This is a genomic window from Corynebacterium sp. HMSC063G05, from assembly GCF_001810555.1.
GTDB classification, from domain to species: domain Bacteria; phylum Actinomycetota; class Actinomycetes; order Mycobacteriales; family Mycobacteriaceae; genus Corynebacterium; species Corynebacterium jeikeium_D.
Genome location: NZ_KV801833.1, coordinates 33,121 through 47,187 on the forward strand (window position 1 = coordinate 33,121; position 14,067 = coordinate 47,187).

The following is a 14,067-nucleotide window of genomic DNA, read 5'->3' on the forward strand; positions in this document are numbered from 1 at the left end:
CATGTCTGCGACCAGCCGAACCAGAACTGACAATCGTCGTGGATCTTCCCGCTCTGCGGAGACAGATGCCACGCGGCGATACCCCGTGCACAGCGCCACGGAGGAATTCGAGCGCACTCCTAGCGCCATGTCGTTCGTGGCCAATAGCTTGGCCAGCGCCTGGACTGAAACTGCCCGCGGCGTGGCCGGTCTTGCCCGGCGGGTCAGCGGTCGCAAAAATAAGCGAAACGAAGAGGAGAATATGTCGCGGCGCGAAAGAGACGCCGATTTTTCGACGAAGCCCCGTAGGAAGCGTCGTAAAGCAGCTAGCGGCTATGACGATGTAATTGAACCGCCGGCACCGGCCTCCGTGCCAGCTGACGAGTTCGACGCAGACTTCGATGAGGGTGGCGAACCGGGATCGAAGGATGGCCTCGCACTACTCGTGCTGGCGTTGGCGATTGTGCTCGCTGGCTCGACATGGTTCCACCTGGCAGGGCCAGTGGGGGAGTTCATTGAAACGGCAGTGCGCACGCTCATTGGTATCGGCGCTTTTGTACTTCCGGTGCTGCTCGGTGTTGTTTCCGTATTAATGATGCTGGATGCTATGCCGCGCCGTGAACGTCTGACACCTACCATCACTGGAGCTTCGCTGATCGTGGTGGGGCTGCTCGCAATTGTGCATATCGGCTCGGGTCGTCCTGCGGACTGGCAGGGGCGACGTGCAGCTGGTGGCGCAATTGGTGGTTATATCGGTTCGCCGCTAGCAGCCGGGTTTACCTCGTGGGTCGCCGTGGTTTTGTTGCTGGGTATCGTTTTTTACGGCGCTCTGGTGCTCTCTGGCGCGACGGTGCGCCAGCTTATCGATGCCACTAAGGAATACTTCAACTTTTCCGAGTGGTCTTCGCGTCGTGCCGGCGACGAGCCGGAATCGGACGATCCCTACGGCAATGTCGATGACATGCTGGAACGTCGTGCGAGCTGGGATTCCGATACCGCATATGCCGATGAGGACTTTGACCAGCCGACGCAGCTAATTGAGCGTCGCCCAAGCCACAGCAGCCGCACGCAACATTCCTCGTCTCGTTCGACCGGTCGCCCTGCTTACCGAGCGTCCCGCCGTGGCGCGGATAGCCGTATATCCGCACCCGAACCCGTGCCTTACGACGAACCGGATACTGACGGTAACCTCTACGATCTTTTGGACGAAGAGCCGCAGAGGAACCGACAGGCTCCGCGACGTGCCCGTCAGGTTGAGGATGTCGACTACGATTCGGCAAAGACCACAGTGTTCGATGTCCGGAATGGGGCACCGCACTCCAATCGAGTTTCCCCAGTGGAGCCGGCGTTTCCGGCAGCTGAGTACGTGGAGGAAGCTCAGTCGGATGCAGTACATCGCGACACCGCTGAGACAGAATCGACTATTCCAGCTGTCGGGGGCACGAACTACCACGCTGTCGACGAGGATTATGACGAGTACTCCGAGTACCCGACGCAGGAGGCTGCTGCAGCTAATAACAGCGAACGGAATTGTGTTTCCGATTCCCGAGCTCCGAAACAGCCCGCTGTTCAACCTGAGGCCGTAGAGCCGGCGAGCGCGCCGCAGGGCGAGTCGTCTGTCGATGATTCGCGGGATGCAGTGTCTGAGGCTACCCGCCGCACAATGGATGCCATTGCCGCTCGTTCTGGTATCGATGCCTCTAAGATTCCGGCCACAACTCCGAAGTCTGAATTGGAAAAGGATGCCGAGGGTACTTCCGGTTCGTCGGCACGCACGCCGGAATCTGACTACCACCTGCCATCGACTAATTTGTTGATTCCAGGTGAGCGTCCCAAGACACGTACGGCGACGAACGACCGCATGATTGAGGCGATTACTGAAGTATTCGCAGAATTCAAGGTCGATGCTGCGGTGACTGGTTTCTCTCGCGGTCCGACGGTGACTCGCTACGAGGTCGAGCTTGGCCCGGGCGTGAAGGTCTCGAAGATCACGAACCTGCAGTCCAACATTGCCTACGCGGTAGCGACCGACAATGTCCGCTTACTGACTCCGATTCCGGGAAAGTCGGCCGTTGGTATCGAGGTGCCGAACAACGACCGTGAGATGGTTCGGCTTGCCGACGTACTCAACGCGCCCAAGACCGTTGCGAACGATGACCCGATGCTGATCGGTCTCGGTAAGGATATTGAGGGCGAGTTTATCTCGCACTCCATCCAGAAAATGCCGCACCTTCTCGTTGCCGGTTCGACCGGTTCGGGTAAGTCCGCGTTCGTAAATTCGATGTTGGTTTCGCTGCTGACTCGTGCGACCCCGGAGGATGTCCGCCTGATTCTGGTGGACCCGAAGATGGTCGAGCTGACTCCATATGAGGGGATTCCTCACCTGATTACGCCAATCATCACTCAGCCGAAGAAGGCCGCGGCGGCTCTGCAGTGGCTGGTTGAAGAGATGGAACAGCGCTACATGGACATGAAGGCCGCCCGCGTCCGTCACATCAAGGACTTCAACCGTAAGGTCAAGTCCGGTGAGATTACGACCCCACTTGGCTCGGAGCGCGAGTACCGTCCGTACCCGTACATTGTCTGTGTCGTTGACGAGTTGGCAGACCTGATGATGACCGCACCCCGCGATATCGAAGATGCGATTGTGCGCATCACGCAAAAGGCCCGTGCTGCCGGTATCCACTTGGTGCTGGCTACGCAGCGTCCGTCTGTGGATGTGGTCACCGGCTTGATTAAGACGAACGTGCCATCGAGACTGGCATTCGCTACCTCGTCGCTCACGGACTCCCGCGTCATTCTTGACCAGGGCGGTGCTGAAAAGCTCATTGGTATGGGCGATGGCCTGTTCATCCCACAGGGTGCAGGCAAGCCGCGACGTCTTCAGGGGGCCTTCGTCACAGACGAAGAGATTCAGGCAGTAGTCGATGCAGCTAAGGCGCAGGCCGAGCCGGATTACACCGAGGGTGTCACGGAGGATAAGAGTGCTGAGGCTGAGCGCAACATTGACCCCGATATCGGAGATGACCTGGAAGATTTGCTTCAGGCAGTCGAGCTGGTGGTCACCGCACAGCACGGATCGACCTCGATGTTGCAGCGCAAGATGCGAGTCGGTTTCGCCAAGGCCGGTCGACTGATGGATCTGATGGAAACTCGCGGAGTGGTTGGACCGTCAGAGGGATCTAAGGCACGTGAGGTGCTGGTCAAACCAGAGGAGCTCGAAACCATTAAGTGGATGATCAAGGGCGCAAACCCGGAGGATGCTCCTAAGGAAGAAGTAAACGTAGTCGACGCTGATCCGAATCAGTCTATGGCGTAGGACGACCCAGCCTTACCGCCGTTTCTGATTGCGTGTATAGTCGGCACACGTGGAGGGGAGTATCCCCGGTAAAAGTGGATGTTTTCCGCTAGCCCGTGACGGTTATCGTCAGCACGGATTGGACGCACAGACTCGTCTTGCGCACATCGAATCCCGGTGCCGTCACTTTTGCCACTATGGCAGAAGCAGGAGAGACCTCCGGTTCATGTTCGCACGACCGGAGGTCTTTTTTTAATATGCATGTCCCCGCATTGGTATGGATTATCACCATTGTGGTCGTCATGGGTTTTATCGCCTTTGACTTCTATGCACACGTTCGCACGCCGCATAACCCAACTATGAAGGAAGCCGGCATCTGGACCGCTTTCTACGTAGTCTTGGCATTAATTTTCGGCGGAATGGTGTGGTTGTTATGGGATCACCACCGAGGCATTGAGTTTCTATCGGGCTATATCACCGAAAAGGCGCTCAGCGTAGACAATCTATTTGTCTTTGCACTCATCATCGGCGCATTCAAGATTCCGCGCCAGTACCAACAAAAGGTTTTGCTGTTCGGTATTGCGATGGCGCTGGTATTCAGAGGCCTGTTCATTTGGGCTGGTGCGGCAGTTATTGCCAAGTGGTCTGACGTTTTCTACCTGTTTGCAATCTTCCTGATTTACACGGCTATCAAGACGGTGTACGACGAAGCCGTCGATAAGCCGGAACCCGATCCGTCGGATATGAAGCTGATTCAATGGCTGCGTCGAATCGTCCCAATTTCGGACCATTACAACAAGGACAAGCTGACCGTTAAGGAAAACGGCAAGCGTTACTTGACTCCACTTGCCATCGCGCTGGTGTCCATCGGTTTTATCGATGTGATGTTTGCGTTTGACTCTATCCCGGCTATCTACGGCCTGACGGATGAGGCATATATCGTCTTTACTGCAAATGCCCTTGCTCTCATGGGGTTGCGACAGATGTACTTCCTGCTCGACGGTCTGCTGGATCGCTTGGTGTACCTGGCTTATGGCCTGGGTGTCATCCTGGCCTTTATTGGTGTGAAGTTGCTGTTGCACGCACTGCATGAAAACAACCTGCCGTTTATCAACAGCGGTGAGAACGTGTCGGTGCCTGAAGTATCGACCTGGGCGTCGCTGGCGGTCATCGTCATCGTTCTGGTGGTGACTGTCCTGGCATCGTGGCTCAAGAGCAAGCGTGATGAAAACATGGGTGCGATTGCCCTTCCGCGTGTTCACCACGATGATGATGGAAGCCGCGATGGCCTCGGCTCTCACGCCTCCTCTACTTCTGTCAGTGAGGGGTCAACGTCGGCCGGAAGCGAAACTAACGGTTCACACACCGGTAAGAACGAGCCTGGGCGTTAATCGAACACGATTGTGAGATAAGGTAACAACTGTGACTGCTCCAAGTGCTGATACAAGCCGTGTTTCCAACTGGAACTTGCCCAATTTCCTGACCGTGCTTCGCATCCTCGGAGTACCGGTGTTCCTGTGGGTACTTCTTCAGGAGGGCGGCGAAGCCACCAATTGGCGCTGGTGGTCGTTTGTCGTATTCGCGCTTCTGATGGCGACTGACAAGTTGGACGGGCACCTCGCACGTAGCCGTAACCTCATTACCGACTTTGGCAAGATTGCCGATCCGATTGCCGATAAGGCTCTAATGCTGGCTGCGCTGATTGGTATGAACATCATCGACATTCTGCCGTGGTGGGTGACTGTCATCATCGTGATTCGCGAAGGTGGCATCACCATCTGGCGTATGTTCGCCCTGCGTCAGGGGCGTGTTGTTCCGGCTTCTCGGGGCGGCAAGATAAAGACGGTCCTGCAGTCTGTAGCAGTGGGGCTCTTCCTGATGCCAGTGGACTGGTTGTTCTGGCCGTCCTGGATTGTGATGGTTGCCGCCATTGTCGTCACCGTCGGTACTGGTATCCAGTACATTGTGGATGCGCGAAAGGTCTCGTAGAGAAATTAAGTGGAGGGTAAAGCTGTGAACACAGTCGAACGCCTCGCCCAGAGCGACGAAAACGCTGACGGTGTCGATGGCGTTTCGCTTCAACTCGTCCAAACGCTTACGGCTCGTGGCGAGACTTTTGCAGCCGCAGAATCACTTACCGCAGGTCTTCTCTGCGCTACAGTTGCCTCCGTACCGGGAGCCTCCGCCGTTCTCCGCGGTGGCGTGGTCACTTACGCCACTGACACGAAGGCGTTGCTTGCCGACGTGCCAAAGGATGTTTTGGCCGCATATGGCCCCGTGTCCGAGTTGACGGCCCGGTATATGGCACTTGGAGTGGCGAATAAGACAGTGGCGGACTGGGGGATTTCGCTAACTGGCGTTGCTGGTCCAACGATGCAGGATGGGCACCCAGTAGGTGAAGTCTGGTGTGGTCTGAAACCGCCAGGAGTTTCGTACCTTGATGGGGTAACCGCTGTTAGGTTGCCGGTGAATAAAGAGGGTTCGCGCGCGGAGATTCGTCGTCAAGCAGTGGTATTGGCGTTAGAACTGTTGTTGCAGAATCTCGACGGTGAGTAGAATTTTTGAAAATTGGGAACAGGTCGGCCTTCTAAAGCGTTAGAGAAAGTGATGACCAACAATACTGCACTTATGACCATTCGCTACCCAGAGGTAGATAGCGCTGCCGCTTTCGAAGTTTCCATGGATGCCACAGCACCGTCGGCGCGGGTGGCTGTAGGGGAGCAGCCTGGATCGGTTGCAAAGTTAACGGCACAGGATTTGGCGGAACGGGGAGAATCCCGTGAGCCACTCCTGCGAGAGGCACTGGGGGAGACGCTGCGTGATATCCGTTCGCGCAGTGGACAGACGCTGCGTGAGCTTTCTGAAAATGCGGCTATTAGCCCTGGTTATTTGTCTGAGCTTGAGCGTGGACGGAAAGAAGTCTCATCTGAGCTGCTGGCGTCGGTATGCGCGGCGCTTGGTGTGACGGTGTCGGATTTGATGATGGAAGCAGCCACAGCGATGGCCCTGCATTCGGCGAGCCCAGAATTGGCAGCGATGTAGAAATTGGTTGCGGCGATGGAATTTCATTCCATTGCTCCGGTACTTAGCACCCGAAGACGCTCGGCTTTAGTTAAGATTGGGTGCGCGATAAGCACAGACCTGCTTTGAGGTAGTTGCAATAAGAAAGGTGTATGGGACGCTATGGCTAATCCATTTGTAAAGCTGTGGAATTACTTGATGGCCGCTTTTGATTCCAAGATTGAGGAAAACGCTGATCCGAAGGTGCAGATTCAGCAGGCTATCGAGGATGCCCAGCGGCAGCACCAGGAACTATCGCAGCAGGCAGCGGCGGTGATTGGTAATCAGCGCCAGCTGGAAATGCGCCTTAACCGTCAGCTCGCTGAGATTGAGAAGCTGCAGGGGAACACTCGTCAGGCATTGCAGCTCGCTGACAAGGCTCGTGCTGAGGGGGATACTGCCAAGGCTACGGAGTATGAGAACGCAGCTGAGGCTTTCGCAGCTCAGTTGGTTACTGCTGAGCAGTCGGTAGAAGATTTGAAGGCTCTGCACGATCAGTCGCTGCAGCAGGCGGCTCAGGCTAAGAAGGCCGTCGAGCGTAATTCCATGCAGCTGCAGCAGAAGGTCGCGGAGCGCGCAAAGCTCCTCAGCCAGCTGGAGCAAGCAAAGATGCAGGAGAAAGTCTCTGAGTCCCTGCAGTCGATGAATCAGATTTCTTCGGGGGCTACACCTAATCTGGATCAGGTTCGTGACAAGATTGAGCGTCGTTACGCTAACGCTCTTGGTCAGGCCGAGCTAGCTCAGAACTCGGTTCAGGGGCGTATGGCTGAGGTAGAGGCCGCAGGCGTTCAGCTTGCTGGGCACTCTCGCCTGGAGCAAATCCGCGCAGAAATGAACGGTGGCAACGAGCTCTCTGGTGGCGAGGCTCAGAAGTCCATCGAGGGAAGCGCTGCCTCCAACGTTGACCCTGCTGTTGCTGAGCGCATGCGCCAGCTGCGTGAGGGCAATTAATTCTCCTACTCACCTTCACCACGTGCGATTAGCGAATCACCCATTGCCTTCGAGCGATTAATGGTTCGGATGACCACAGGTACGCCGAAGGCAATGATTGAGCCGGCAGCCCCTCGTGCTTTTCGAGCCTCCAGTACCTCGGCAGCGGCCATAACCTGAAGCGGAATCATACGCAGCGTCAGCGATAGTGCGAGCGCGATGGTGTCGACTGGTAGGCCGAAACGGGCGAACGGCTGCATCGCAGTGGTCAAAGTATCCATGATGTCGCTGACGCGGGTCGTCAGCGTTAGCAATATTGCCGCTGCGATTGCGGCGAGAAGCGCGAGGAAGGTCGTCAGCGCTTGCTCACCCCCGGCGCGCCACCACAGGAGAAGCGAAAGCAGCGCCAAAATGACTACGGCTCCACGGAGCTGTCGGAAAGCAACCATTGGTGGCACCTTGGCCACCGCATAAGCGAGGGTGACAATTGCCAGGGCAATCGCCCCGCCTAGCCAGGTATCCACGAGAATCCCGGTGAGCAATAAAAATGCGATGACAATGATGAGTTTGGGGGCCGTCGGGAGCCTGTGCACAGGCGACTTATGGTTTAGGTAAAGCCCTAACGGGACATCGGCTGGATGAATCATGAGCGGCCTTCTTCCGCACGAGTCATATCGCTGACGTATCGGTCAATAACTTCCTTCGGCGCACCGTCGTCGACGATTTCTCCTGCGCTTACGCGGATAACCCGGTCGAAGTCCATAAGAAAATCCAGATCATGAGTGACCACGATAATTTGCTGCTCAAGCTGGGCGAAAATACTCCGAATGTGGAGACGATTGCGCAAGTCGAGGAGCGTAGTGGGCTCATCGGCAATAATGGTCGTGGGATTAAGAATTAACACTGCCGCCAGCGCCAGTAGCTGTTTTTGTCCACCCGAGAGCAAGTGTGGCGAGGCGTCAGCATGATTGGCGAGCCCAAATCGCTCAAGAGCTTCCTGCACCAGCTGGTTGCGCTCATCCTTTGGCAGTTTTCGCTTGCGTAGTGAAAAGGCAATGTCCTCTGCGACTGTCGGCATCACAATTTGGTTATCCGCATCAGAAAAGATGAAGCCGACATTCTTGCGAATTGCCTTTGCCTGCTTTGCGACATTCATGCCCTCATACGTGACCGTGCCACCAGTGACCGGGCCCAGGCCGTTAATGAGTCGCACCAGCGTGGACTTACCGCCACCGTTTTCGCCGATAATGCCAATGCGGTTCTCTGTGAGAGTTAGCGTGGTCGGCTTCAGTATCTGGCGTCCCGAATAGGTTGCGGACGCGCGGTCAAAAGCGATGGTGGGCATAGTGCGACTCGAGACCCTTTCTAATTCTGTGGGGTTAATTGCCCGAGGTGGCTGCTTCCTTAACCAAACGACTTTGCTTACGGTTGGCAGCGTCGGGAAGCAAATCAGGGAAAGCCTGCAGTACGGCAGTAGCAATAAGCGCGGCTACGACAACCTTTGCCACGTCGCCTGGGATAAACGGGACGTTGGTAATCAGTGCGTCGGTGAAGCTAAGTCCCATACGCCAAGTCAATCCGACAGATCCGAAGAAGTACTGTAGTAGAACTCCGACGAGGCCTGCGCCGATGAAGACGCTGATTCGTGAAACCTTCGCCCGTGGTGCTTGCTGGGCAATCGCGCCGATTGCGAAACCGGCAATTAAATAGCCGACAATGTAACCCACGGTAGGGCCGGGGAGTGCGGCGAGAAGTGGTTTCCAGCCCGCCATGTTTGGGACACCCACGAGACCAACAGCCAGGAACAGGGTAGTGGCGAGGCCGCCACGTTTGAATCCGAGAATCATCCCGGCCAGTGCGATGCCCATGTTCTGTAGCACGATTGGCACGCCGAGGCCGCCAACGGGAATGGCAATGCCGCCGAGCACGATGATTAGTGCTGCGAAAGCAGCGATAATAGTGAGGTCATACACCTTGGAATTATTCACAGCTCTCATCTTAAACCCCTGAGTTGAGCACTGTTCAGGCAGGGGACCGGGGATTCGTCTATGCAAAAAGGCGCCCAGGTAGGTATCAGTGACAGGTATCTTGTACGTTGGTCTCATGCGATTGGCCGATTTTCACAACTTCGTCAACCACGAATTTGGGCCTCAGCACGGCCCGTGGCTGTTGCATTCCCACGTACTGATGGAATATGGAAAAACTCCCGCGGAACTGCTCGAGGACGGGGTCGAACCTCGGGATATCTGGTGGGCGCTGTGTAGGGAACACGATATTCCTGAAGACCGCTGGTACGGTCCTGACGAATAGGTTCCGGCGTAGACGACGGTGAATGCTTGCCGACGGCTCTTGCGTGTCGTTGCCATTCGAACAGGGTTTCGCATATTATCGAAAGTGCTGATGAAGTCAATCCGTCTGATTCGGTATAACTTCCGGGTGTAACCGGCAGTAGAGGTGTCGCGGACCAATTTGGAACCGGAACGGCTAGTTTCGCGCCTAATTAAGTGTGAGCGAAGTTTCTGTTTTGGATGAAAATCGGGAGACACATTCTCTGAGTACGGCTCCAGAACCCGATACCGTACGCGACAATGACCGCGACAATGACAATGAGGAAGAACAACGAACTATGGCTCGTAAGAAGGCTACGGCTTCGAACCAGGGCAATGATCGCCTGAAGGCGCTCGATGTAGCTCTGGCGAACATTGAGAAGGACTTTGGTAAGGGTGCAGTTATGCGCCTGGGGGACGACAATCGTCCTCCAATTCAGGTTATTCCCTCCGGCAATATCGCTATCGACGTGGCCTTGGGCCTGGGCGGGTTCCCGCGTGGTCGTATCGTAGAAATCTATGGTCCAGAATCCTCAGGTAAGACCACAGTCGCACTGCATGCTATTGCAGAGGCGCAGCGGCAGGGCGGTATTGCCGCATTTATTGATGCGGAGCATGCGCTGGATCCGGTTTATGCGCGCAAGCTTGGAGTAGATACGGACAACCTTCTGGTATCCCAACCAGATACCGGTGAGCAGGCACTTGAGATTACAGATATGTTGGTGCGTTCCGGTGCTATTGACATCATCGTGGTTGACTCGGTGGCCGCGTTGACTCCGAAGGCTGAAATCGACGGTGAAATGGGCGATTCCCACGTTGGCCTGCAGGCGCGGTTGATGAGTCAGGCGCTGCGCAAGATGACTGGTGCGCTGTCCCACACCGGCACCACTGCCATCTTCATTAACCAGCTGCGTGAAAAGATTGGCGTCATGTTCGGCTCTCCTGAGACCACCACGGGTGGTAAAGCACTGAAGTTCTACGCTTCCGTTCGCTGTGACGTACGCCGAATTCAGACGTTGAAGGACGGCCAGGATGCGGTGGGTAACCGCACGCGCTTGAAGGTAGTCAAGAACAAGGTGTCGCCGCCGTTCAAGCAGGCAGAGTTTGACATCATCTACGGCGAGGGCATTTCGCGTGAGGGCTCGTTGATTGACATGGGCGTTGATAACGGCATTGTCAAGAAGTCCGGTTCGTGGTTTACCTACGAGGGCGATCAGTTGGGTCAGGGCAAGGAAAAGGCTCGTATGCACCTGCGCGAGAATCCAGAAATTGCCCAGGAAATCGAAGTCAAGATTAAGAAGAAGCTCGGTGTCGGGGAATTCGCGGAGGTCGAGGATGAGACCGATATCGATGCCCCTGTCGATGTCGTGCCGGACATCGACTTCGATGATTTGGAAGACTAGCTAGCTCACGGCGTAGTGCCGCGACACACGAAAAGAGAGGACCGTGGAGGATCGTAACGGCCGCGATGTGCGGGAGACTATCGAAAAGCTTGCTCAGCAGATTGCGGAAGCTGACGGTGGTTCGCTCTACGATGCGGGTCGTGAGGAATCCAAGGCCCCGATTCGTGCTAAGGCACTGCGCTTGCTCGATCAGCGAATGCGTTCCCGCAAGGAACTCGTAGAAAGGCTCGAGGCAGTCGAGGAGTTTCCAACCTCGATGATTGAAGAAGTCGTTGATGACCTGACCCGAAGTGGATTGGTTAATGACGAGCTTTTCGCATCCGAATGGGTGCGGCAGCGCTTTGCCAGTCGCGGCAAGTCGAAGATGGTTTTGAACCGGGAGCTGCAGGAAAAGGGCATTGATGCTTCGCTTCGTGCAGATGCGTTGGAGCAGATTACGCACAACGCGGAAGAAGAAGTCGCCCGGAAGCTAGCGGCGAAGAAAGCGGCCACTATTAAAACAGTGGCACCTGACTTCAACACCAAGCAAAAGGATTTACGCAAAGTCGTCGGTGTGCTGGCGCGGCGCGGTTTCCCCTCTGAATTGTCCATGAGCATTGCTCGGGATCAGTTAGAAGAGCGATACCGGGAACTCGAAGAGGACACAGATTAGCGCCGGTGCCACCGCACGCCGGATTAGCACGCCGGCTGCGGACCCGTCAGGTTTAAAGGGGTCGCTGATTGGGGAAATGGGCCATAAACAGCTAACCTAAACTGCCGTGACTACCCCTTCTTTGAACTCTCAGCAGCAGTCTTCGCCTCGCACATATGAGGTACGTACGTTCGGTTGTCAGATGAACGTCCATGACTCGGAACGACTGTCTGGCTTGCTGGAAGAAAACGGTTATGTAGCGGCTGCAGAAGGCGATAATCCTGATCTGGTCGTTTTCAACACCTGTGCCGTTCGAGAGAATGCGGACAATCGCCTCTATGGCACATTGGGACAGCTCAAACCGGTCAAGGATGCTCACCCAGGCATGCAGATTGCCGTCGGTGGCTGCTTGGCCCAGAAGGATAAGGACGTCGTCGTAAAGAAGGCCCCATGGGTGGACGTAGTCTTCGGCACGCATAACTTGGGTTCGTTGCCAGCTTTGTTGGAACGCGCCGCTCATAATGACCGGGCTGAAGTCGAGATTAAGGACGCGCTGGAAGAATTTCCCTCGGTGCTGCCGGCCAAGCGTGAATCCACTTATGCAGGTTGGGTGAGTATTTCCGTAGGCTGCAATAACACGTGCACCTTCTGCATCGTCCCCAGTTTGCGTGGTAAGGAACGCGATCGTCGTCCGGGCGAGATTCTCGCTGAGGTACAGGCACTCGTGGAGCAGGGCGTTACTGACGTCACCCTCCTCGGACAGAATGTCAACGCCTATGGTGTTAACTTCGCCGACCCTGACATGGAACGCGACCGCTCGGCTTTTTCCAAGTTGTTGCGCGCCTGCGGCCAGATTGAGGGGTTGGAGCGCGTGCGCTTTACGTCTCCGCACCCAGCTGAGTTCACCGATGATGTCATCGACGCTATGGCGGAGACACCGAATGTGGTTCATCAGCTACACATGCCACTACAGTCCGGTTCCGACCGAGTGCTGAAAGACATGCGCCGTTCCTACCGCACCAAGAAATTCCTGGGAATTCTGGAGAAGGTTAGGGAAAAAATGCCGGACGCGGCCATTACCACTGACATCATTGTCGGTTTCCCAGGCGAGACTGAAGAGGACTTCCAGCAAACTCTCGACGTGGTGGAAAAGGCTCGTTTTAGCTCGGCGTTCACCTTCCAATACTCGCCCCGCCCGGGAACTCCGGCGGCAACCATGGCGGATCAGGTTCCACCACAGGTTGTGAAGGAACGCTATGGTCGGCTGCTAGCGCTTCAGGAGCGTATTTCCGAGGAAGAAAACGCTAAGCTAGTCGGCCGGGAAGTCGAGCTGCTGGTCAGCCAGTCCGATGGCCGTAAGAATGCGGAGACTCATCGCATGTCAGGTCGGAGTCGGGATGGCCGCCTGGTGCACTTCAGCCCGTCGGAAAGCGAACCAGGCGTCGTCGACCGCAAGATTCGCCCAGGTGATTACGTGACAGTACGCGTGACCGACTTCGCACCGCACTTCCTCATTGCCGACTCCGGAGTGCTCACACACCGCCGCACTAAGGCGGGGGATAATGTAGAGGTCGGTCAGACTCCGACGACCGCTCCGATTGGAGTTGGTCTGGGCTTGCCAAAGATTGGGCGCCCGGAGAAAACGAGTGTAAGTGAGGGATGCGGCTGTGAGTAGTGACAAGGCTTCGCCGGAAAGTGATATGGAATCCACTAGCGAGCAGTCGGTGGAATCCGCGCAGGCGTTGCGGGTTCAGGAGCGCAAGGTCGCTGGCGAGCTGGATCTCGGCCGTGCAGTGATTCCGATGATGGTTGCCGTCATCGGCCTCATTACGAGTTTCTTCCTTCCGCACTCGGGCGTTGTTTTGGGCTTTGATGTGTTGCTGGATACGGATGTTGCGCATCAGTACTTCACGACTCGACCGGAGCGAATTTACTCCATTCTCGTGGTGGTAGGTGTCTTGCTAGCTATTGCCACGCTGATTACGCGGACGACGATTCTCGCATTCGTCACCTGGTTTTTTGCCTGTATTCAGATGGTCTACTCAGTCTTCGCTGGTTGGATGCGTCAGTCTCGTCCACAGGAACTGGCCGGCGAGGGTATTTCCTTCGGCCTGATGCTCGGTATTTTCTGCAGTTTTCTACTGGCCATCTCCGTGACTTTCATCGCTTTCCGACGTAGTAAGGAGCAGCTCGCAATCGCGACGAAACGTCGCAAGCACGCTGACACCGATCCGGTACTGCGCGCGCAGCAGGTTTACCTGCGGGCGGGCCTGACCCCGAATACGACTACGGATGTTGAGGTCGTCGACGACCGCCGTGAACGCGCTCGCCGACGCAATCGTGTCCAGCAGGGCAGTAGCGCGGATAATGTCTCTCAGCAGACCGGCGAAAAGGACGAACAGGTCAGCGACGAGTAGTGAGACTTTTTAACTAGCGCAG

The 14,067-nt window shown here is 56.1% G+C and carries 14 protein-coding genes; 11 read left to right on the plus strand and 3 right to left on the minus strand.

Translation table 11 applies throughout. From position 1 onward, the window contains the following. Window position 1: 1 nt before the first annotated feature. From HMPREF2751_RS00970 to HMPREF2751_RS00995, 6 genes are all read left to right on the plus strand, one after another. Entirely contained in the window at window positions 2-3,298 is a 3,297-nt protein-coding gene (locus tag HMPREF2751_RS00970) for a DNA translocase FtsK (RefSeq protein ID WP_070595173.1), read from the plus strand. Window positions 3,299-3,534: 236 nt separating this feature from the next. Beyond that, on the plus strand, window positions 3,535-4,668 hold the full coding sequence (locus HMPREF2751_RS00975; protein WP_016422604.1) for a TerC family protein: 1,134 nt from the start codon (window positions 3,535-3,537) through the stop codon (window positions 4,666-4,668). A 31-nt stretch (window positions 4,669-4,699) separates the two neighbouring features. Beyond that, on the plus strand, window positions 4,700-5,266 hold the full coding sequence (pgsA, locus tag HMPREF2751_RS00980; protein WP_016422605.1) for a CDP-diacylglycerol--glycerol-3-phosphate 3-phosphatidyltransferase: 567 nt from the start codon (window positions 4,700-4,702) through the stop codon (window positions 5,264-5,266). A 24-nt stretch (window positions 5,267-5,290) separates the two neighbouring features. Continuing rightward, complete coding sequence (locus HMPREF2751_RS00985; protein WP_070595196.1) at window positions 5,291-5,833, plus strand: CinA family protein; 543 nt, start codon at window positions 5,291-5,293, stop codon at window positions 5,831-5,833. Window positions 5,834-5,884: 51 nt separating this feature from the next. Further along, window positions 5,885-6,319 (plus strand): helix-turn-helix domain-containing protein, encoded by a 435-nt coding sequence (locus HMPREF2751_RS00990; RefSeq protein ID WP_070595175.1) that lies wholly within the window; start codon window positions 5,885-5,887, stop codon window positions 6,317-6,319. Between the two features lie 141 nt (window positions 6,320-6,460). Further along, window positions 6,461-7,288 carry a PspA/IM30 family protein gene (locus HMPREF2751_RS00995; RefSeq protein WP_005509356.1) on the plus strand — a complete coding sequence of 276 codons (828 nt, stop codon included), beginning with the start codon at window positions 6,461-6,463 and terminating at the stop codon, window positions 7,286-7,288. 5 nt (window positions 7,289-7,293) lie between these two features. Here the strand turns inward: HMPREF2751_RS00995 and HMPREF2751_RS01000 are convergent, their stop codons facing one another. The 3 genes from HMPREF2751_RS01000 to HMPREF2751_RS01010 are packed head-to-tail and all read right to left on the minus strand — an operon-like array spanning window position 7,294 to window position 9,264. Continuing rightward, complete coding sequence (locus HMPREF2751_RS01000; RefSeq protein WP_049170855.1) at window positions 7,294-7,914, minus strand: energy-coupling factor transporter transmembrane component T family protein; 621 nt, start codon at window positions 7,912-7,914, stop codon at window positions 7,294-7,296. After that, on the minus strand, window positions 7,911-8,612 hold the full coding sequence (locus tag HMPREF2751_RS01005) for an energy-coupling factor ABC transporter ATP-binding protein (RefSeq protein WP_016422609.1): 702 nt from the start codon (window positions 8,610-8,612) through the stop codon (window positions 7,911-7,913). The genes HMPREF2751_RS01000 and HMPREF2751_RS01005 overlap by 4 nt, the downstream gene beginning before the upstream one ends. A gap of 34 nt (window positions 8,613-8,646) precedes the next feature. Then, window positions 8,647-9,264: a biotin transporter BioY gene (locus HMPREF2751_RS01010; RefSeq protein WP_016422610.1), complete on the minus strand. Its 618-nt coding sequence runs from the start codon at window positions 9,262-9,264 to the stop codon at window positions 8,647-8,649. A 79-nt stretch (window positions 9,265-9,343) separates the two neighbouring features. Here HMPREF2751_RS01010 and HMPREF2751_RS01015 point away from each other — a divergent pair, with 79 nt between their 5' ends. From HMPREF2751_RS01015 to HMPREF2751_RS01035, 5 genes are all read left to right on the plus strand, one after another. After that, entirely contained in the window at window positions 9,344-9,577 is a 234-nt protein-coding gene (locus HMPREF2751_RS01015; RefSeq protein ID WP_005509697.1) for a DUF3046 domain-containing protein, read from the plus strand. 316 nt (window positions 9,578-9,893) lie between these two features. Next, complete coding sequence (recA, locus tag HMPREF2751_RS01020) at window positions 9,894-10,997, plus strand: recombinase RecA (protein ID WP_049170952.1); 1,104 nt, start codon at window positions 9,894-9,896, stop codon at window positions 10,995-10,997. 43 nt (window positions 10,998-11,040) lie between these two features. Further along, window positions 11,041-11,649, plus strand: coding sequence for a regulatory protein RecX (locus tag HMPREF2751_RS01025; protein WP_070595178.1), 609 nt, complete (start codon window positions 11,041-11,043; stop codon window positions 11,647-11,649). A 106-nt stretch (window positions 11,650-11,755) separates the two neighbouring features. Then, window positions 11,756-13,303, plus strand: coding sequence for a tRNA (N6-isopentenyl adenosine(37)-C2)-methylthiotransferase MiaB (gene miaB, locus HMPREF2751_RS01030; RefSeq protein WP_070595180.1), 1,548 nt, complete (start codon window positions 11,756-11,758; stop codon window positions 13,301-13,303). Beyond that, window positions 13,296-14,045, plus strand: coding sequence for an Rv2732c family membrane protein (locus tag HMPREF2751_RS01035; protein ID WP_241482392.1), 750 nt, complete (start codon window positions 13,296-13,298; stop codon window positions 14,043-14,045). The genes miaB and HMPREF2751_RS01035 overlap by 8 nt, the downstream gene beginning before the upstream one ends. Window positions 14,046-14,067 lie beyond the last annotated feature (22 nt).

Coding starts and splice junctions, on each gene's coding strand:
- HMPREF2751_RS01005 (WP_016422609.1), bottom strand. CDS start 8,612: ATGCCCACCATCGCTTTTGACCGCGCGTCCGCAACCTATTCGGGACGC.
- HMPREF2751_RS01000 (WP_049170855.1), bottom strand. CDS start 7,914: ATGATTCATCCAGCCGATGTCCCGTTAGGGCTTTACCTAAACCATAAG.
- HMPREF2751_RS01010 (WP_016422610.1), bottom strand. CDS start 9,264: ATGAGAGCTGTGAATAATTCCAAGGTGTATGACCTCACTATTATCGCT.
- HMPREF2751_RS00970 (WP_070595173.1), top strand. CDS start 2: ATGTCTGCGACCAGCCGAACCAGAACTGACAATCGTCGTGGATCTTCC.
- HMPREF2751_RS00990 (WP_070595175.1), top strand. CDS start 5,885: ATGACCAACAATACTGCACTTATGACCATTCGCTACCCAGAGGTAGAT.
- HMPREF2751_RS00995 (WP_005509356.1), top strand. CDS start 6,461: ATGGCTAATCCATTTGTAAAGCTGTGGAATTACTTGATGGCCGCTTTT.
- recA (WP_049170952.1), top strand. CDS start 9,894: ATGGCTCGTAAGAAGGCTACGGCTTCGAACCAGGGCAATGATCGCCTG.
- HMPREF2751_RS00975 (WP_016422604.1), top strand. CDS start 3,535: ATGCATGTCCCCGCATTGGTATGGATTATCACCATTGTGGTCGTCATG.